16 protein-coding genes are annotated in these 18,680 nt (G+C 71.1%); 7 read left to right on the forward strand and 9 right to left on the reverse strand.

Annotated elements, in window-relative coordinates:
- Positions 1–34: 34 nt before the first annotated feature.
- The 8 genes from ACS5PV_RS05015 to metX all read right to left on the reverse strand — a co-directional run bounded on the left by ACS5PV_RS05015 (position 35) and on the right by metX (position 9,464).
- The gene (locus ACS5PV_RS05015; RefSeq protein WP_455394263.1) at positions 35–2,017 is read right to left on the reverse strand and encodes a quinol:electron acceptor oxidoreductase subunit ActD; all 1,983 of its coding nucleotides are present in this window, start codon (positions 2,015–2,017) and stop codon (positions 35–37) included.
- Positions 2,014–4,989, reverse strand: coding sequence for a TAT-variant-translocated molybdopterin oxidoreductase (locus ACS5PV_RS05020; protein ID WP_455394264.1), 2,976 nt, complete (start codon positions 4,987–4,989; stop codon positions 2,014–2,016). The genes ACS5PV_RS05015 and ACS5PV_RS05020 overlap by 4 nt, the downstream gene beginning before the upstream one ends.
- Positions 4,986–5,645 (reverse strand): cytochrome c3 family protein, encoded by a 660-nt coding sequence (locus ACS5PV_RS05025; RefSeq protein ID WP_455394265.1) that lies wholly within the window; start codon positions 5,643–5,645, stop codon positions 4,986–4,988. The genes ACS5PV_RS05020 and ACS5PV_RS05025 overlap by 4 nt, the downstream gene beginning before the upstream one ends.
- 209 nt (positions 5,646–5,854) lie before the next feature.
- Positions 5,855–6,346: a GNAT family N-acetyltransferase gene (locus tag ACS5PV_RS05030; RefSeq protein ID WP_455394458.1), complete on the reverse strand. Its 492-nt coding sequence runs from the start codon at positions 6,344–6,346 to the stop codon at positions 5,855–5,857.
- Positions 6,343–6,966, reverse strand: coding sequence for a PRC-barrel domain-containing protein (locus tag ACS5PV_RS05035; RefSeq protein ID WP_455394266.1), 624 nt, complete (start codon positions 6,964–6,966; stop codon positions 6,343–6,345). Before ACS5PV_RS05035 ends, ACS5PV_RS05030 begins: the two co-directional genes overlap by 4 nt.
- A 295-nt stretch (positions 6,967–7,261) precedes the next feature.
- Positions 7,262–7,636, reverse strand: coding sequence for a hypothetical protein (locus ACS5PV_RS05040; protein WP_455394267.1), 375 nt, complete (start codon positions 7,634–7,636; stop codon positions 7,262–7,264).
- Positions 7,633–8,295, reverse strand: coding sequence for a methionine biosynthesis protein MetW (metW, locus tag ACS5PV_RS05045; RefSeq protein WP_455394268.1), 663 nt, complete (start codon positions 8,293–8,295; stop codon positions 7,633–7,635). Before metW ends, ACS5PV_RS05040 begins: the two co-directional genes overlap by 4 nt.
- The gene (gene metX, locus ACS5PV_RS05050; protein WP_455394269.1) at positions 8,292–9,464 is read right to left on the reverse strand and encodes a homoserine O-acetyltransferase MetX; all 1,173 of its coding nucleotides are present in this window, start codon (positions 9,462–9,464) and stop codon (positions 8,292–8,294) included. The genes metW and metX overlap by 4 nt, the downstream gene beginning before the upstream one ends.
- Positions 9,465–9,724: 260 nt before the next feature.
- On the opposite strand from metX, the gene ACS5PV_RS05055 reads away from it, so the two are divergent.
- On the forward strand, positions 9,725–10,564 hold the full coding sequence (locus ACS5PV_RS05055) for a chorismate mutase (RefSeq protein WP_455394270.1): 840 nt from the start codon (positions 9,725–9,727) through the stop codon (positions 10,562–10,564).
- 90 nt (positions 10,565–10,654) lie between these two features.
- Here ACS5PV_RS05055 and ACS5PV_RS05060 read toward each other — a convergent pair whose 3' ends face one another.
- Complete coding sequence (locus ACS5PV_RS05060; protein ID WP_455394271.1) at positions 10,655–12,001, reverse strand: MFS transporter; 1,347 nt, start codon at positions 11,999–12,001, stop codon at positions 10,655–10,657.
- A 145-nt stretch (positions 12,002–12,146) separates the two neighbouring features.
- Here ACS5PV_RS05060 and cyoA point away from each other — a divergent pair, with 145 nt between their 5' ends.
- The 6 genes from cyoA (at position 12,147) to ACS5PV_RS05090 (ending at position 18,680) form a co-directional block, all read left to right on the forward strand.
- Complete coding sequence (gene cyoA, locus ACS5PV_RS05065) at positions 12,147–13,247, forward strand: ubiquinol oxidase subunit II (protein WP_455394272.1); 1,101 nt, start codon at positions 12,147–12,149, stop codon at positions 13,245–13,247.
- A gap of 134 nt (positions 13,248–13,381) precedes the next feature.
- A complete protein-coding gene (gene cyoB, locus ACS5PV_RS05070) occupies positions 13,382–15,427 on the forward strand; it encodes a cytochrome o ubiquinol oxidase subunit I (protein WP_455394273.1) in 2,046 nt (681 codons plus the stop codon).
- A 7-nt stretch (positions 15,428–15,434) separates the two neighbouring features.
- Entirely contained in the window at positions 15,435–16,067 is a 633-nt protein-coding gene (gene cyoC, locus ACS5PV_RS05075) for a cytochrome o ubiquinol oxidase subunit III (protein ID WP_455394274.1), read from the forward strand.
- On the forward strand, positions 16,064–16,459 hold the full coding sequence (gene cyoD / locus ACS5PV_RS05080; protein ID WP_455394275.1) for a cytochrome o ubiquinol oxidase subunit IV: 396 nt from the start codon (positions 16,064–16,066) through the stop codon (positions 16,457–16,459). The genes cyoC and cyoD overlap by 4 nt, the downstream gene beginning before the upstream one ends.
- Entirely contained in the window at positions 16,456–17,190 is a 735-nt protein-coding gene (locus tag ACS5PV_RS05085) for an SURF1 family protein (RefSeq protein WP_455394276.1), read from the forward strand. Before cyoD ends, ACS5PV_RS05085 begins: the two co-directional genes overlap by 4 nt.
- A gap of 125 nt (positions 17,191–17,315) precedes the next feature.
- Positions 17,316–18,680, forward strand: coding sequence for an ATP-binding protein (locus tag ACS5PV_RS05090; RefSeq protein WP_455394277.1), 1,365 nt, complete (start codon positions 17,316–17,318; stop codon positions 18,678–18,680).

Raw genomic sequence — 18,680 nt, forward strand, 5'->3', positions numbered from 1 at the left:
GCGAGGGCGAGCGGCAGGAGGAGGGCGAGGCGCTTCACAGCGGCACCCTCCGGACCATCAGGGGGCGTCCCTCGGGCAGCCGCGCCAGGGCCTGCTCGATCCGGGCCGGGTCGAAGCGCGGGCCCGCCGCCTCGAGCGCGAGGAAGAAGCGGTCCTCGCTGGCGCGGGAGAAGCCCGGAATCGCGAAGGCCGGGTGGTTGAGCCGCGGCAGGCGGTTCTGGAACAGCAGCCCCAGCAGCGTCGTCAGCCCGCCGCAGAGCGTGCCGAACGACACGCTCGGCACCATGAAGGCCTGCCAGGAGAAGCGCGGCCGGCCACCGACGTCGAACACGTAGTCGAAGCCCGACGCGTAGAGGCACATCGCCATGAAGGCGACGCCGCCGGCGAGCGCCGCCCCGAGGGCGAGGAGCGCCAGGATCCCGGCCGGGCGGCCGAGCGCGTCGGCGGCGCGGCGCATCGGCACCGGGCCGTAGGTCTCGATCCGGGCGCCGAGATCGCGCTCCTTGAGGGCCTTCACGGCGGCCGCGAGGGTGCCGGCATCGTCGAACTCGGCGCTGACGCCCCAGAGCGGCGCCTCGGCCGTCTCGGCGAGCGTCGGGGCCCGCTCGCCGCTCGGCTGTCCGTCGGGGTGGCTCTCGGCGAAGCGGCGGGTCTCGGTGATCGAGACCATCGGCAGGGTGCGAAGGCCTAAGAGCAGCAGGGCGAGGAAGAGGCCGACGGAGCCCGCGAGCGTCGCCAGCCCCCAGGCGCCCATTGTGTAGGGATGCGCCGAGGAGGGCAGGAAGTCGTGGCTGAGCGTCACGATCAGCAGCATGAAATGGTCGCCGAAGCTGCCGATGGCGGCCGCCACGCCGACGAGCGCCACCACGAGGCCGGAGCGGCGGAACGCCCGAAACCAGAACAGCTGCACCGGGACGAGGGCGAAGACCACGATGATCCAGAACGCCCAGGCATGCGAGCCGGAGAGGCGGCGCACCAGCACGCCCCTGTCGTAGGCGTCACCGTGCAGGAGGCTGGAGAAGATCTCGGTGGCGTAGCAATAGGCCGAGGCGAGCCCGAGACCCAGCATCAGGCGGGCCATCAGGGCGAGGTGGCGCTCGGTGATCAGCGCCTCGAGCTGGAGCGCCCGGCGCACCAGCACGCAGAGCGCCGCGGTGACGCCGACGCCCGAGAGCAGCGACGCGGCAAGGAAGGTCACCGGCAGGAGCGTGTCGTGCCAGCCCGGCAGGACGGTGCCGGCGAGCATCACCGAGGCCCCGGTCTGGAGCGCGACGACGAGGACGAGGGCGAGGGCAGAGAGGGTGCGGGTGGCGATGAGCCAGCGCTCCCAGTGGGTCGAGGCCCCGCGCCAGCCGAGCGCCAGGATGCCGTAGACCTGCGCCTTGAGGAGCGTCAGCCGCCGCGGACGGCCGCGCGCGTCGGCCTCCGCCATCACCGCCTCGAAGGCGCGGTCGCGCAAGGCGGCGAGGTCGGGCAGCATCCCGACGTACCAGAGGCTGAGGCAGACCCCGAGGAAGCTGATGATGTCGACCGCGTCCCAGACGAGCGGCGAGCGGAATTGCGGCCAGAGCGCCAGGGTGTTGGGGTAGGGCAGGGTCCAGTAGAACACCCAAGGCCGCCCGAGATGGATGATCGGGTAGAGGGCGGCCGCCGCCGCGGCGAGGATCGCGGTGGTCTCGGCGATGCGGTCGATCCCCGAGCGCCAGGCGGCGCCGGTGAGCCGCAAGGTGGCGGAGGTGAGGAGCGCCCCGCAGGCGATGCCGATCCACCAGTCGTAGGCGACGATGTCGAGCGCCCAGACGACCGGGTTGTTGTTGTGCCAGATGCCGACGCCGTTGATCAGCAGCCAGGCCAGCGCCGCGGCGAAGATTCCGAGGAGCCCGCAGGCTCCCGCGAAGGCGATCCACCATGCCCGCGAGCGGGTGCGGGCCGGGGCCCCGGTCACCGCGCGGCCGATCGACGCGAAGTCCTCGGCCCTGCCGAGCAGGCCGGCGCGGGGGATCACGGTGCCGCTCATAAGGTGCTCCCGGATTTCACGGAAGCCTGCTCGACCAGCCGGGCGAGGTAGGTGGTGCGCGGCCGGGTGTTGAGCTCGGCGAGCAGCCCGTAATTGCGCGGATCGGCGGCGGCCTGCGCGACCCGGCTGCCGGAATCGCGCAGATCGCCGAAGGTGATGGCCCGGGTCGGGCAGGCGCCCTGGCAGGCGGTCTCGACCGCGCCGTCGGGGATCGGGGCGTGGTCGCCCCGCGTCGAGTCGATCCGCGCGGCGGCGATGCGCTGGACGCAGTAGGTGCACTTCTCCATCACGCCGCGGGCCCGGACGGTCACCTCCGGGTTGCGCTGCTGCTGCTGCACCGGCGCCATGTCGCCGGAATAGTCGAGGTAGTTGAAGCGCCGGACCTTGTAGGGGCAGTAGCTGGAGCAGGCCCGCGTGCCGACGCAGCGGTTGTAGACCATGAGGTTCAGCCCCTCGCGGTCGTGGACGGTCGCCTCCACCGGGCAGCCGACCTCGCACGGCGCCTGCTCGCAATGCATGCAGGGCACCGGCATGAAGTGGGTCTTGGGGTCGTCGAGGCCGCCCTCGTAGTAGCGGTCGATCCGCAGCCAGTGCAGCCAGCGGCCGAGAGCCACCTCCTCCTTGCCGACGACCGGGATGTTGTTCTCGGACTGGCAGGCGGTGACGCAGGCGTTGCAGCCGATGCAGGCGTCGAGGTCGATCACCATGCCCCAGGCGCGCTCTTTGTCGTAGCGCCCGCCGGGCGAGGTCGGGGCCGGCGGGTAGAGCGAGGGCAGGGCCTCGCGGGAGGCGACGGGCGTCGTGCTGCCCACCGCCTGCACGCGCACGAAGTCGTGCCCCTCCATCGTGCCGTGATCTTGCGTCGTCACCGGCGGCGCCTTGCGGCCGGTGGCGGCGAGCGTCGCCTCCGCGACGCGCCAGGGCGTGGCGCTGCGGCGTAAACGGTAGGCGTCGTAGCCGAGGCCGTCGGCGAGCTGCTCGGGAATGCGTCGGCCGTAGCCGAGGAAGACCGTGACGGACTCGTCGGCCTGGCCCGGCTGGATCCAGACCGGCCCCTCGATCCGTCGCCCCTCGGCCTCCAGGGTGACGACGTCGCCCTGGCGCAATTCCTCGCGCTCGGCCAGCACGGGGCTCACCGCGATCACGTTGCCCCACACCACCTTGGTCAGGGGTTTGGGCAACTCCTGGAGCCAGGCGAGGTTGGCGAGGCTGCCGTCCCAGACGGTCGCGTCGGGCCGGAACAGCACCTCGACCCGTCGGGCGGGACCCGCCGGCGACGGGGCGAGGCGCGCAGTGGCGATCTTGGCCGGGAGCGGCGCACCGACGGTCTCGGCCGGAAACGCGGTGTCGGCGAGGAAGCCCGCCTGGAGGAAGGCTTCGCGCCGGGTCTTCCAGGCGGCGTCGGTCTCGTCCGGCCGGCGCCAATGGGCGTCGAAGAGAGCGGCGCCGTCCTTGGCCTCGGCATCGGTGAGAATCGACAGCACCTCCGGACCCGAGCGGCCGTCGTAGAGCGGGCGCACCGTCGGCTGGATCAGCGTCACCGTGCCGTCGAGGGAGCGGGCATCGCCCCAGGCTTCGAGCGGGTGGGCGAGCGGCAGGTTCCAGTCACAGTGGAAGGCGGTCTCGTCCTGGTAGAGCCCGGCATGGATCTTGAGCGGCACGCGGGCCAGCGCGTCGAGGAAGCCGAGGTCGCCCGGTGCCTCGTAGACCGGGTTGACGTCGAGCATCACCAGCACCTGCACCTCGCCCCGGCGCATCGCCTCGGCGAGGGCGCCCAGGGGCTCGGGGTCGAGGACCGGGACCGGGGCGGTATGGAACACGGTGCGGCCGGTATTGCCGAGCGCCGCGTTGAGGCGGTGGACCTGCGCCAGCAGCTCCGGCCCTCCTTGCGCCCCGGCGATCACGAGGCCGCTGCCGCGCGCCGCGTTCAGCGCCGCGAAGGCTTGTCTGCGCCACGCGGCGGCCGGGCCGCTGCGATCCTCCGCCGCGCCGCCGCCGGCCTCGGCGAGGAGGTCGCGCACCAGCCGCTCCAGGCCGTCCGAACCGACGGCGAGGGGAGAATCGGCCTTGGCCGAGGTCAGGCTCGGGCTCGGTCCCGCGTGGTGGAGGGCGAGCAGGCGCCCCCCGGCCGCGGCCTTGCGGCGGGCCTCGATCCAGTCGCGCGCCAGACCGACCTGGCCCGGCCCGGGATCGAGCAGGTCGCCGTCGAGGGAGACGACGACGCGCGCCTGGTCGAAGCGCCAGCGGGTCTCGAGCGGGCGGCCGTGGGCGAGGCGGGCGCCCTCGTAGAGCGCCTCGCGCCCGGTCGGGGCCGAGACGTGCCAGCGCATCCCCGGGAAATCCCGGCGCATCGCGGCGATCTGGGCTGCCAGGGACGGCGAGGTCACCGGCCCGGTGACGAGGTGGAGGCCGCGCCCGCCTTCCGTTGCCTTGAGGGCGGCGAAGCGCCCTGTCATCGCGGCGCGGAACGCCTGCCAGGAGCTCGGCCGGCCGAGATGTTGCGGCGTCTGGAGCCGGAACGGGTCGTAGAGCCCGAGCACGGAGGCTTGTCCGAACACGTCGGTGCCGCCGCGGCTCCAGGGATGCTCGGCATTGCCCTCGATCTTGAGCGGGCGGCCGTTGCGGGTGGTGACCGTGATGCCGTTGGCGAACCCGTCGGTCAGGGCCGCCGAGGCATAGGCGAGCGGCGCCCCCGGCACGATCCGCTCGGGCTGGCGGACGTAGGGGATCTCCTGCGTGCGCCCGTCCGGCTGGCCGCAGGCGGCAAGGCCACTCATCGCGAAGGAGGCGGCCATCAGCTTGAGGAAGCCGCGCCGGTCGGGCGCCGCGGCCAGCCGCGCGGCGGCCGGGTACTCGGTGTCGAGGAAGGTCCGGAACTCGGGCGAATCCGCCACCGCGTCGAGGCTGCGCCAGAAGGCCGGGCCGTCGCCGGCGGCGAGGCGGGCGCGGAGCAGCGCGATGTCGTCGGTCATCGGTGGCAGATCCCGCATTCGGTCAGCCGCTCGCCGCCGCGGATGTGATACTGGCGCACCAGCTCGGGCCCGAGCGTGGCCTGGTTCGCCGGCGGGCTCCAGGACATGTCGAGGATCTGGTCCTTGGGCCGCACGTATTTCTCGGGGTTGCGGTGGCAATCGAGGCAGAAGCTCATCTCGAAGGCGTTGGCCCGGTAGGTGAGCTGCATGTCGGTGACGCTGCCGTGGCAGGTCGAGCAGCCGATGCCGTTGGTCACGTGGACCGAGTGGTTGTAGTAGACGTAGCCCGGCAGCTTGTTCAGGCGGGTCCAGACCAGGGGCTGGTCCTTGGCGTAGCTCGCCCGCACCGGCTCCAGCATCTCCGAGCCGGACCAGATCTGGCCGTGGCAGGTCATGCAGGTCTGGGTCGGCGGGATGCCGGCGGTGGCCTGTGTCTCGACCGTGGTGTGGCAGTAGCGGCAGTCGATCTTCAGCTCGCCCGAATGGTGCTTGTGGCTGAACGGCACCGGCTGGGCCGGCGCCACCCCGACGCCGGTGACGTAGGAGGAGCGCACCAGCCCCGCCCCCACCACCGGCAGGGCCGCGAGGCAGGCCGCACCGGTGAGGAGCGCGAGGCGCAGGAGGGCGTCGGCGCCCGGCGCGAAGAGCTGGCGCACGGCGTCAGGCCCCGTCCCGGCCCTGGGCCGGGCCGCCGAGAATCAAGGCGGGGATCACGCTCTGCACGCCGTCCTCGTCATGCCGCAACCTAGTTCCGAACGATGCCAAGCTAGGTGGCGCAGCGTCCGGCCCCGGCCAGGGGCCGCGGGGCCGGGAACGGCCGAATGTCACAGCCGGCGCGTCATCGCCTCACGCTGGGGCAGACGGGTCACAGGTCCTGCGTCATCAGCGTCGCGCCGGCACCGTAGCCGGGAGGCGGTGCCTCGGGGATCGCCCGGAAGCCGTGGCGGCGCCAGAAGCCGGCGGCCTCGCCGACCGCGACTAGCACGATCGCCGGCAGGCGCCGCCGCCGGGCCTCGTGCCGCATCAGCCCGACGAGATCCGACGCCGCGCCGCGGCCGCGGGCCTCGGGGGCGAGGGCGACGTCGTGGAGGCACCAGGCGCCGGCCGGATCGGGTAGGGCTCCGAGCAGCGTATCGAGGTCCGGCACCGACCTTGCAAGCCAGGGGTGGCCGACGGCGTAACCCAGCAGGTCACCGTCGGCCGTCAGCGCGAAGCAGCCCTCCGGGCACAGCCGCAGGCGCTCGGCCATCACCGCGTCGTCCTCCGGGTAATCCGGGTGGACGTTGGCGGCGATGGTCGAGGCGGCGGCGAGATCCGACGCCCGCAGCGGGCGCCAGCGGAGATCCGGCGTGGTCAGCGGGCGGCCTCGTAGGTGAAGGTCGGCGCGGCCTGGAGCTGCGCCTTGGTCAGCCGCACCTCCGCCTCCCGCACCGTGCCGTCCGGCCCGGTCGCCAGCACCGTGGCGCGGCCGCGGGGCTCGGGCGCCGCGACCGAGCCGGTGGCCTCGTCGACGGTACCGCTGCGCTTGGCCGGCACGGCGGCGAGCGCCTGGTCGGTCACCTTGGCGCCCGGCATCGTCTCCGGCTTGGCGGTGTTCGCGGCGGCCTCGCTCGGCGCGCGCTCGGGCGTGGTGTGGGAGGCCGGGGCCTCGGCCGCGGCCGCGCCGGTGTTCCAGGCCAGCTTGTCGAACGGCACCGCCACGGATTTCTGGCCGATGCCGAGGAAGCCGCCGACGCCGATCACCACCGCCCGCACCCGCCCGTCCTCGGTGAGCAGCACGTCCTCGATCTCGCCGACCCGGACGTGGTCCATCCCGATCACCTTCACGCCGACGAGCTTCGAGGCCCGGATGCTGCCGGGCTCCGGCCGGGTCAGGAATCCCGCCGCCGGATCGGGGGCGGCCGCCGGCTGCTGGGCGAGGGCGGGGGCGGCGGCGAGCAGGGCGGCGAGAAGAAGGGTACGCGAGAGGGTCGTCATGTCGGGTCTCCGGGCGGTTGAGGGCTGTCCGAGAGAAAAACCTTTTCAAGGCCTGGCGTGGGATCCCCTCTCCCGTGTGGGAGAAGGGCAGGGGTGAGGGTGTGACGTGTCCGCGTGAAGCACCGAGCGTCGTGCTGGCAGCTCAACGGTTCAGGATCGTTGCGGAAACCGAGCCACCCTCACCCCCAGCCCCTCTCCCACTCGGGAGAGGGGGGACCCGCGCTCCTTCCTTCTCCCGACAGACCTGCGGGTGATGCAGGCTTCCAGGGCTTCAACCGGGCCGGAGCGCCACGGTTCACCAGCGCAGGCGATCCATCAGCCCGCCGATGGCGGCCCGCGCCGAGCCCGCCGCACCGACCGCCCAGTCCCGCGCCCGGGCGGCGACGCCGCGGGTCGCCCGCGCGCGCGCCTCGGCCTCCTGCTCCGCCAGCATCGCGTGGACGTAGGCATCCTCCTGCGGCTTGCAGGCGGCGAGCGCCGCGCGCTGCGCCGCCCGCCGCTCCGTCCCGAGGGGCTGGCCCGAGAAGGCCTGCCGCACGCAGGCGTGCCAGCGGGTCTCGAGGGCCGGAAGGTCGGCCTCCTCGGCCATGGCCGGACCGCAGGCGAGGGCGACGACGAGGAGCGACGGCGAACGGGCGCCGGCGGATCGCCGGCGTCTCGTCCCGCTCACCCCCGCCGCAGGAGGAACACCCCCTGCGTGCCGACGAGGTTCCACACCCACCACGGCAGGGCGAAGCGCATCGGATGGCCCGAGGCGTCGAGCGCCGAGGCGCGCTCGATCCGGGCGCCGACGAGGCGGCACAGGCCGACGAAGTCGCGAATGGTGCAGTGGTGGATGTTGGGGGTCGCGTACCAGGGATCGGGCAGGGTGTCGGTCACCGGCATCCGGCCGCGCAGCAGCAATTCGCTGCGCACCCGCCAATGGCCGAAATTCGGGAACGACACGATCGCGTGCCGGCCGATCCGCAGGAGGTGCTCCAGCACCTCTTTCGGCTGGCGCGTCGCCTGGATCGTCTGCGACAGGATCACGTAGTCGAAGGCGTCGTCGGGATAGGCCGCCAGATCGGTGTCGGCGTCGCCCTGGATCACCGGCAGGCCGTGGGTGAGGCACGCGTTGACGCCCTCGCGCGAGAGCTCGATGCCGCGGCCGTCGACGCCGCGCCGGTCGCGCAGGAGCGCCAGCAGCGAGCCGTCGCCGCAGCCGACGTCGAGCACCCGGGATCCCGGCTCGACGAGGTTGAGCATCACCAGGTGGTCGATGCGGGCCGAGCCGGTGGCGTCCTGCGGCAGGTCCGCGGGGGCGAGGGAGGGGCTGGTGGTCGCGCTCACAGGCCGCGCTCCCGGGCCGCGGCCGCGATGAAGCCCTTGGCCGCCGAGATCATCGCCGGCTCGTCGAGCAGGAAGGCGTCGTGGCCCTTGTCGCTCTCGACCTCGACGAAGGCGACCGGGGCCGCCGCCGCGTTGAGCGCGTGGACGATCGCCCGCGAATCGGCGGTCGGAAACAGCCAGTCGGAGGTGAAGGACATGATGCAGAACCGGGTTTTGGTGCCCCGGAAGGCGTTGGCGAGCACGCCGCCGTGGTCGGCGGCGAGGTCGAAATAGTCCATCGCCCGGGTGAGGTAGAGGTAGGCGTTGGCGTCGAAGCGCTCGACGAAGGTGATGCCCTGGTGGCGCAGGTAGCTCTCGATCTGGAAGTCGGCATCGAACGAGAAGGTCGGGGCGTCCCGGTCCTGGAGGCGGCGGCCGAACTTGCGGTGGAGCGCCGGCTCGGACAGGTAGGTGATGTGCGCGCCCATCCGGGCGACGCCGAGCCCCTTGGCCGGGCGCGTGCCGACGTCGAGGTAGCGTCCGCCGTGCCAGTTCGGATCGGCGAGGATCGCCTGCCGGCCGACCTCGTGGAAGGCGATGTTCTGGGCCGAGTGGCGCGCCCCCGTCGCGATCGGCATCGCGGCGAAGACCCGCTCGGGATAGCTCGCCGCCCATTGCAGCACCTGCATCCCGCCCATCGAGCCGCCGATGCACAGGAACAGGTCCTTGATGCCGAGCCGGTCGAGCAGCATCGCCTGGCCGCGCACCATGTCGCGGATCGTCACCAGCGGGAAGTCGAGGCCGTAGGCCCGGCCGGTCGCGGGATCGAGCGAGGCCGGCCCGGTCGTGCCCATGCAGGAGCCGACGACGTTGGCGCAGATCACGAAGTAGCGGTCGGTGTCGACCGGCTTGCCGGGCCCGACCAGCTGCTCCCACCAGCCGGGCTTGCCGGTGACCGGGTGGGTGTTGGCGACGTGCTGGTCGCCGGTGAGCGCGTGGCAGACCAGCACCGCGTTGCTGCGCGCCTCGTTGAGCGTGCCCGCGGTCTGGTAGGCGATCTGCCAGGGCGCCAGGTCCACGCCCGCATCCATCGCCAGGGCTTCGTCGGCGCCGAACCGGGCGACGGGGCTCGTCGGCTCGACCGCCTGGGAGGCGGGATCGAGGCCGGGCTTCAGGAGTGGTGTGGCCATGCTTCTCACGGGGCTGTCGCCGGACGGCGGGCTTGACGAGGCTGTGGCTGAAAAAACCGGAGGCGGTTCGTTCTCCAAACCGGACCGGTCGTTAAAGCGTCCAAAAATTCCGTTTCGACGGACGAAAGAGGTAGGGCTTCGCTGCCACCCCGTCAATCGACGGAAGGGACTTCTCCCGAGGGCTCGCGCGACGGTGGCCCTGGCCCGCGGGCGAGGGCGGTCGTAAGACGGATCTTTCCGCCGCACTCTTACGGGACGCCATGACGACCCCGCCCGCCGACCTCGCCGCCCTCCGGGCCGACATCGACCGCATCGATTCGGCGATGCATGACCTCCTGATGGAGCGCGGCCGGATCATCGACCGGCTGATCGCCGTCAAGAAGACCTCGGCCTCCGGCTCGGCCTTCCGGCCCGGCCGCGAGGCCTCGATGATGCGCATGATCGCCGAGCGCCACCAGGGGCTCCTGCCCCTCGACACGGTGGAGGGGATCTGGCGGGTCATCATCGCGACCTTCACCTACGTCCAGGCGCCGTTCGCGGTCCATGCCGACGTCTCGGGCGGCGACGCGCCGATGCGCGATTCGGCCCGGTTCCATTTCGGCTTCACGGTGCCCTACCGCCCGCATCCGAGCGCCGCGGCGGTGATCGCCGCGGTGGCGGCCTCGCGCGGCGACCTCGGGGTGTTCCGCCTCGACCAGGGCGTGACGGCGGGCGCCTGGTGGCGTCAGCTCGCCGGCGCCGGGAGACCGAAGGTGATCGCTCGCCTCCCCTTCATCGAGCGGCCCGGACACCCGGCCGGCACCCCGGTCTTCTGCATCGCCAAGCCCCTCGACGATCCGAGCGCGGCGCAACGCGACTGGGTGCTCTACGCCGCCCGGTTCGAGCGCTGGCGCGACGAGGCGGCAGAGGCCGTGGTGGAGTTGGGCGGCGAGGTGGTGGCGAGCGCCGGGATCGGCGGGGGCCTGAGCCAGCTTCTGGCGCTGCCGGGGGGCGTGAGCCCGGAGGAGGCGCGAGCGGCGCTGGCGGAGGCCGGGGTCGCGCCGGGCGCCTTCGAGGAGATCGGCAGCCACGCGGCGCGGTTCCGGGTGGGGCAAAGCTGATCTCAAAAACGATCAGGTGAAAAGAAAAGCGCGGGTCTCCCTCTCCCGTTCGGGAGAGGGGGTCCCGCGCTTTGATTGTTTGCCGTTATTCTAGGCCGTCGTACCCAGCCGCCGGTTGAGCCCGAGCGCGCCGAGCGTGCAGACCGCGCCCGACAGCAGGTAGACGCCGACCCACGGCAGGCCGAGATGGCTCGAGGCGTAGAGCGCGACCAGCGGCGCGAAGCCCGCGCCGACGAGCCAGGCGAGGTCGGAGGTCAGCGCCGAGCCGGTGTAGCGGTACTTGGTGCCGAAGTTCTCCGCGATGGCGCCCGAGCTCTGGCCGTAGGCGAGGCCGAGCAGCGCGAAGCCGACCACCACGAAGATGGTCTGCCCGGCCATGCTGTCGCCGAAGAGCAGCGGGGCGACGATGCTGCCCAGCGCGAACAGGCCGATCAGGGCGGCGGCGATCGCGATGGTCGAGCGCCGGCCGATCTGGTCGGCGATCAGGCCCGACATGACGATCGTCATCGTGGCGATCGTGGCGCCGGCGAACTGCACCATCAGGAACTCGCCGACCGAGCGGCCGGTGAACAGGTTGATCCAGCTGACCGGGAACACCGTGACGAGGTGGAACAGCGCGTAGCAGGCCAGCGGCACGAAGGCGCCGACCAGGATGTTGCGCCCGCTCGCCCGCACCGTCTGGAGGACCGGCTCCGGCTCGAGCTCGTCGGCCTCGAGCAGGCGGCGGAATTCCTCCGTCGCGACGAGGCGAAGCCGCGCGAACAGGGCCACGACGTTGATCGTGAAGGCGACGAAGAACGGGTAGCGCCAGCCGAAGCCCATGAAGTCGGCATCCGACAGCTGGAGCTGGAAGAACGCGAACAGCCCGCTCGCCAGCATGAAGCCGACCGGCGCGCCGAGCTGCGGCAGCATCGCATACCAGCCGCGGCGGTTCTCCGGCGCGTTGAGGGCGAGCAGCGAGGCGAGCCCGTCCCAGGCGCCGCCGAGCGCCAGGCCCTGGCCGATCCGGCACAGGCCGAGCAGCACCGCCGACCAGTGCCCGATGGTCTCGTAGCCCGGCAGGAACGCGATCAGGCAGGTCGAGAGGCCGAGCAGGAACAGCGCGATGGTGAGCTTGGTCGCCCGGCCGTAGCGCCGGTCGATCGTCATGAACAGCACCGAGCCGACGGGACGGGCCACGAAGGCGAGGGCGAAGAGCCCGAAGGAGTACAGCGTGCCGGTCACCGGCTCGGCCCAGGGGAACACCAGGCGCGGGAACACCAGCACGCAGGCGAGGCCGAACACGAAGAAGTCGAAGAACTCGGAGGTGCGGCCGATGATGACCCCGAGGGCGATCTCGCCGGGGGCGACGTGGCCGGGCTCCGACGAGACCAGGCGGGCGTCCCGTTCCGGCTTGGAGGAGTTGGCGGCGGCGGGGTCCGCCGTGATCGTGGCCATATCGGATTCCTGCTTCGTCACGCTACGAAGGCCCCTTCCTTAGAGGAGAACCGGGCATCTGGGGGCCTGGACAAAACGTCCAATCCCGCGAGGCCTCCGGCGGGCGTACAGGACAGGAGCCGAAAGCTGATCGTCCGGGCTGCCCGTGAAACACTTGCGCCTCTTCCTCGTACTTCCGTTCATCCTCCTCACCGGAGGATGCAATATGGTGCTGCTTTCGCCCTCCGGCGACGTGGCGCTGCAGCAGCGTAACCTGCTGATCGCCTCCACGGTTCTGATGCTCCTCATCATCATTCCCGTGATGGCGCTGACCGTCGCCTTCGCCTGGCACTACCGCGAGGGCAACAAGAAGGCCGTCTACGACCCGAATTTCCACCACTCGACCGGGCTCGAGGTGGTGATCTGGTCGGCCCCCCTGCTGATCATCGTGGCGCTCGGCGCGCTCACCTGGCTCGGCACGCATCTGCTCGATCCCTACCGGCCGGTGAGCCGCATCAGCGCCGCCAAGCCGATCGTGTCGAGTGTCGGCGACCCGATGGTCTCCGGCAAGCCCCTGGTGGTCCAGGTCGTCGCCCTCGACTGGAAGTGGCTGTTCCTCTACCCCGAGCAGGGCATCGCCTCGCTCAACGAGGTCGCCGCCCCCGTCGACCGGCCGATCGAGTTCCGCATCACGTCGTCCTCCGTGATGAACTCGCTGTTCATCCCGGCGCTCGCCGGCCAGATCTACGCCATGCCGGGCATGCAGACGCGGCTCAACGCCGTGATCAACAAGGTCGGCGACTACGAGGGCTTCTCGGCCAACTACAGCGGCGCCGGGTTCTCGCACATGCGCTTCGCCTTCAAGGGCGTCGACGAGGCGGATTTCAACGCCTGGGTCGACAAGGTCAAGCAGCAGGGCGGCGGCCTCGACCGGGCCGGCTACCTGAAGCTCGAGCGCCCGAGCGAGAAGGAGCCGGTGCGCTACTACAAGACCGTCGACGCCGACCTCTACGACGCGATCCTCAACATGTGCGTCGACCGCGCCAAGATGTGCATGCACGACATGGCGGCGATCGACGCCCGCGGCGGCGGCGGCCGCGAGGGCCTGCACAGCGTCATGAGCCTGACCTACGACAAGGCCGTCCGCCGCGGAACCGGCGCGACCCAGCAGGCGACCTTCGTCACCGCGCTCTGCACCCCCGCCGACGCCTACGGCCTCGGCAACGCCTCGAAGGCGTCCGCCGCCGCGAGCCTGCGCCTGAACTGAGCCCCGTTCGCCGGACTGGTCACCGGTCCGGCGGCACGGCGATGCGGGGAACGAGACCCCGGGCGGAGCCGCCCTCGCGCGGCCCCGCCCGGCCCGGGCCCTTAAAAGAAGCTACCTGCACTCCAGGCTGAGCCATGAACTCCGAGCACAATCCGATCGAAGCCTACCCGCACTGGTGGCGGCTCCTGTTCGGCCGCTTCACCATCGAATCCCTGCCGCTCCACGAGCCGATCGTGGTGGTGACCTTCCTGGTCGTGGCGCTGGGCGGCCTCGCCGTCCTCGGCGTGCTGACCAAGTACAAGCTCTGGGGCCCGCTCTGGCGCGACTGGATCACCAGCGTCGACCACAAGAAGATCGGGATCATGTACATGGTCCTCGGGCTCGTCATGCTGCTGCGCGGCTTCGCCGACGCGGTACTGATGCGCTCGCAGCAGGCGATCGCGCATGGCGGCGCCGAGGGCTTCCTGCCGCCGCACCACTACGACCAGATCTTCACCGCCCACGGCGTGATCATGATCTTCTTCGTGGCGATGCCGCTGGTCACCGGGCTGATGAACTTCGTGGTGCCGCTCCAGATCGGCGCCCGCGACGTCGCCTTCCCGTTCCTCAACAACTTCAGCTTCTGGATGACCACCGGCGGCGTCGTGCTGACGATGATGTCGCTGTTCGTCGGCGAGTTCGCGGCCACCGGCTGGCTCGCCTATCCGCCGCTCTCCAACATCGCCTACTCGCCGAGCACCGGCGTCGACTACTACATCTGGGCGCTCCAGATCGCGGGCGTCGGCACGACATTGTCGGGCGTCAACCTGATCGCCACCATCGTCAAGATGCGGGCGCCGGGCATGTCGCTGATGAAGATGCCGGTCTTCACCTGGACCTCGCTCTGCACCAACATCCTGATCGTCGCCTCCTTCCCGGTCCTCGGGGCGGTGCTGGCGCTCCTCACCCTCGACCGCTACGTCGGCACCAACTTTTTCACGAACGATCTCGGCGGCAACCCGATGATGTACGTGAACCTGATCTGGATCTGGGGCCACCCCGAGGTCTACATCCTGGTGCTGCCGGCCTTCGGCATCTTCTCCGAGGTGACCTCGACCTTCTCCGGCAAGCGCCTGTTCGGCTACGCCTCGATGGTCTACGCCACCGTCGTCATCACCATCCTGTCCTACCTGGTCTGGCTGCACCACTTCTTCACCATGGGGTCGGGGGCGAGCGTCAACTCGTTCTTCGGCATCACCACGATGATCATCTCGATCCCGACGGGCGCGAAGATCTTCAACTGGCTGTTCACCATGTATCGCGGCCGGATCCGCTTCGACCTGCCGATGATGTGGACCGTCGCCTTCATGCTGACCTTCGTCGTCGGCGGCATGACCGGCGTGCTCCTCGCCGTGCCCCCGGCCGACTTCATCCTCCACAACTCGCTGTTCCTGGTCGCGCACTTCCACAACGTGATCATCGGCGGCGTGCTGTTCGGCCTGTTCGCCGGCATCTACTACTGGTGGCCGAAGGCCTTCGGCTTCCGCCTCGACCCGTTCTGGGGCAAGGTCTCGTTCTGGTGCTGGGTCAGCGGGTTCTGGGTCGCGTTCACGCCGCTCTACATCCTCGGCCTGATGGGCGTGACCCGGCGCATGAGCTCGTTCTCGGGCACCGAGTACCAGCCGCTCTTCGTCATCGCGGCCTTCGGCGCGCTGCTGGTCGCCTGCGGCATCGGCGCGATGATCGTCCAGTTCGCCGTCAGCATCCTGCGGCGCGAGCAGCTTCGCGACCTCACCGGCGATCCCTGGGGCGGCCGCACCCTCGAATGGGCGACCTCCTCGCCGCCGCCGGCCTACAACTTCGCCTTCACGCCGATGGTGCATGACGGCGACGCCTGGTGGGACATGAAGAGCCGCGGCCACACGCGTCCGGTGGAGGGCTACAAGGCCATCCACATGCCCAAGAACACTGGCGCGGGCGTGATCATCTCCGCCATCGCCACCGTCTTCGGCGTCGCCATGGTGTGGTACGTCTGGTGGCTCGCGGCGCTTGCCTTCGTCGGCGTGATCGCGGCGACCATCATCCACACCTTCAACTACGACCGCGACTACTACATCCCCGCCGACGAGGTGGCGCGGACCGAGGACGCGCGCACCCGCGCGCTCGCCACGGCCCCGGCCGCCACCCCCGTGGGAGCCTGAGGAACCCATGGCACACGCACACACCGCCGCAGCGGACGACGGCGAGCTGCACTTCTACGTCACGGACGACGAGCACGGCCACGCCGAGGGCGGGACCATGCTCGGGTTCTGGCTCTACCTGATGAGCGACTGCCTGATCTTCGCGATCCTGTTCGCGACGTACGGCGTGCTCGGACGGAACTACGCGGCGGGCCCGTCCGGCGCGGACCTGTTCGACCTCAAGCTCGTGGCGGTGAACACCGCCATGCTGCTGTTCTCCTCCATCACCTACGGCTTTGCCATGCTGGAGATGGAGAAGGGCGACCAGCGCATGACGCAGCGGTGGCTCGCGATCACCGGGGCCTTCGGCCTCTGCTTCATCGGCCTCGAGCTCTACGAGTTCGCCCACCTGATCCACGAGGGCGCCACGCCCCAGCGCAGCGCCTTCCTGTCGTCGTTCTTCACCCTGGTCGGCACCCACGGCCTGCACGTCAGCTTCGGCCTGGTCTGGCTCGTGACCCTGATGGTGCAGGTGCACCAGCGCGGCCTGATCGAGGCCAACCGCCGCCGGCTGATGTGCCTGAGCATGTTCTGGCACTTCCTCGACGTGATCTGGATCGGCGTCTTCACCTTCGTCTACCTGATGGGGTCCCTGAAATGAGCGTCCGCGCTCCCATCTCCGACGACGTCCACGTCGAGGTCGTCCACGACCACCACGAGGCCGGCCACGGCTCGCGCCGGGGCTACATCACCGGCTTCGTCCTGTCGGCGATCCTGACGGCGATCCCGTTCTGGCTGGTGATGGCGGAGGTCTTCTCGGATTCCCGCGTCACCTCCCTCGTCATCATGGGCTTCGCGGTGGCGCAGATCGTCGTCCACATGGTCTACTTCCTGCACATGAACGCCCGCTCGGAGGGCGGCTGGACCATGATGGCGCTGATCTTCACCATCGTGCTGGTGGTGATCGCGCTCTCGGGCTCGCTGTGGGTGATGTACCACCTCAACACCAACATGATGCCGATGTCGCCGGGCGACATGCGCACCATGCCGTGACGGCGAGCACCGATCTCGCAAAGCCTGCCGGGACGGTTCCGCCGTCCCGGCGCAAGCGCCTCCTCCTGGTGGCGCTGTCGCTGCTCGCCACCGCCCTGTTCCTCGGTCTCGGGATCTGGCAGGTCGAGCGGCGGGCCTGGAAGCTCGACCTCATCGCTCGGGTCGAGGCACGGCTCGCCAGCCCCCCCGTCCCGGCCCCCGGCCGGGCCGCGTGGCCGGCGATCTCCCGCGACGCCGACGAGTACCGCCGCGTCACCGCCTCGGGCCGCTTCCTCTCCGACCGCGCCGTCCGCACCATGGCGGTGACCGAGAAGGGCGCAGGCTCCTGGCTCCTCGTCCCCCTCGTGACCGAGGCCGGCGATACCATCCTGGTCAACCGCGGCTTCGTGCCCGCGGACTGGCAGCCTGCGAGAGGAGACGGGGAGGGGGCCGCGACGGTGACAGGCCTGCTGCGCCTGCCGGAGCCCGGCGGCGGCTTCCTGCGCAGCAACGATCCGGCCCACGACCGCTGGTACTCCCGCGACGTCGCGGCGATCGCCGACGCCAAGGGGCTCGGCCCGGTGGCGCCCTACTTCATCGACGCGGATGCGTCGGCCAACCGCCCCGGCGGGCCGGTCGGCGGGCTCACCGTCGTGGCGTTCCGCAACCACCACCTGATCTACGCGCTGACCTGGTTCGGCCTCGCGGCGTTGTCGGGGTACGCGGTGTATCGGACGCTGCGGGAGCGGTGAGGCGGATTATTCGGGGTGATGAGTCCAGGTCGGAACGCGCGTGAGAGAACCCTCCCCCCACGGAACTCGGGCTTGCCCGAGTTCCGTGGGGGGAGGGTTCTCGCGCGTGCCTCGTCGGTGATCTCATGACCGACTGGCCCGACCTGCGCCGCACCGCCCGCGCCACCCTCGTCGCCGCCGCCCGCCACCTCGGCATCGGCTCGCTTGCCGGCCTCGGCGAGTCCGGCGCGCTCGAGGATCACGACGGCGGCCGCCAGAACCTCCTCCTCCTGGTGCAGCTGCGCTGGATCGCGGTGGCGGGCCAGGTCGTCACCATCGCGGTGGCGCAAGCGGGCCTCGGCATCGCCCTGCCGCTCGGGGCGATGGCGGTGGTGCTCGCCGGGCTCGTCCTCCTCAACCTCGTCAGCCTGGGCTGGATCGCCCGCGGCGGCGGCGTCACCGAGGGGGTGCTGTTCATCGCCCTCCTGCTCGACGTGGTGGCGCTCACGCTGCAACTCTCGCTGAGCGGCGGCGCCACCAACCCGTTCACCTCGCTGTTCCTGCTCCAGCTCACCCTCGCGGCGGTGCTGCTCAGCAGCCGGGCGACGATCGGCCTCGTCGCCATCACCACCGCGGCGCTCGGCGTCCTGATGCTGGCCTACCGGCCGCTGGTGCTGCCGCCGGGCGACAGCGGCGAGCTGTTTCGGCTCTACCTCGTCGGCATGCTGGTGAGCTTCGTGATCGACGCCGCGCTCATCGCGGTGTTCGTCACCCGGATCTCGCGCAACCTGCGCCGGCAGGATGCGCGGCTCGCCTCATTACGCCAGCGCGCGGCGGAGGAGGACCACATCGTCCGGATGGGCCTGCTGGCGTCAGGCGCCGCGCACGAGCTCGGCACGCCGCTCTCCTCGCTCTCGGTGATCCTCGGCGACTGGCGCCGGATGCCCGAGCTCACCGCCTCCCCCGACATCGCCCGCGAGATCGAGGAGATGCAGGAGGCGGTGGGACGCTGCAAGGCGATCGTCACCGGCATCCTGCTCGCCGCCGGCGCCGCCCGCGGCGAGGCGCCCCACCTCACCACCGTGCGCGGCTTCGTCACCGAGCTCGTCGGCGACTGGCGGCGGATGCGCTCGTGCTTCTGCTTCCAGGTCCGCGACGAGTTCGGCGAGGACCAGGAGATCGTCTCCGACACCGCCCTCAAGCAGGTGCTGTTCAACGTCCTCGACAATGCCCTCGACCTGTCGCCGAGCTTCGTCGAGCTGGTGCTCTCGCGCGACGGCGACACCCTGCGGCTCTCGGTCACCGATCGCGGCCCGGGTTTCGCGCCCGAGATGCTGGCGCGGCTCGGCCAGCCCTATACATCGAGCAAGGGGCGCCTCGGCGGCGGGCTCGGGCTGTTCCTGGTCGTCAACGTCGTGCGCAAGCTCGGCGGCACGGTGGAGGCCCGCAACCGCAGCTACGGAGGCGCCGTCGTGACCATCAGCCTGCCGCTCTCCAGCCTGACGGTGTAG

The organism is Methylobacterium sp. Gmos1 (assembly GCF_053764715.1).

Coding starts and splice junctions, on each gene's coding strand:
- ACS5PV_RS05055 (WP_455394270.1), top strand. CDS start 9,725: ATGACGACCCCGCCCGCCGACCTCGCCGCCCTCCGGGCCGACATCGAC.
- ACS5PV_RS05020 (WP_455394264.1), bottom strand. CDS start 4,989: ATGACCGACGACATCGCGCTGCTCCGCGCCCGCCTCGCCGCCGGCGAC.
- ACS5PV_RS05015 (WP_455394263.1), bottom strand. CDS start 2,017: ATGAGCGGCACCGTGATCCCCCGCGCCGGCCTGCTCGGCAGGGCCGAG.
- cyoD (WP_455394275.1), top strand. CDS start 16,064: ATGAGCGTCCGCGCTCCCATCTCCGACGACGTCCACGTCGAGGTCGTC.
- ACS5PV_RS05035 (WP_455394266.1), bottom strand. CDS start 6,966: ATGACGACCCTCTCGCGTACCCTTCTTCTCGCCGCCCTGCTCGCCGCC.
- ACS5PV_RS05060 (WP_455394271.1), bottom strand. CDS start 12,001: ATGGCCACGATCACGGCGGACCCCGCCGCCGCCAACTCCTCCAAGCCG.
- ACS5PV_RS05090 (WP_455394277.1), top strand. CDS start 17,316: ATGACCGACTGGCCCGACCTGCGCCGCACCGCCCGCGCCACCCTCGTC.
- metX (WP_455394269.1), bottom strand. CDS start 9,464: ATGGCCACACCACTCCTGAAGCCCGGCCTCGATCCCGCCTCCCAGGCG.
- cyoC (WP_455394274.1), top strand. CDS start 15,435: ATGGCACACGCACACACCGCCGCAGCGGACGACGGCGAGCTGCACTTC.
- cyoB (WP_455394273.1), top strand. CDS start 13,382: ATGAACTCCGAGCACAATCCGATCGAAGCCTACCCGCACTGGTGGCGG.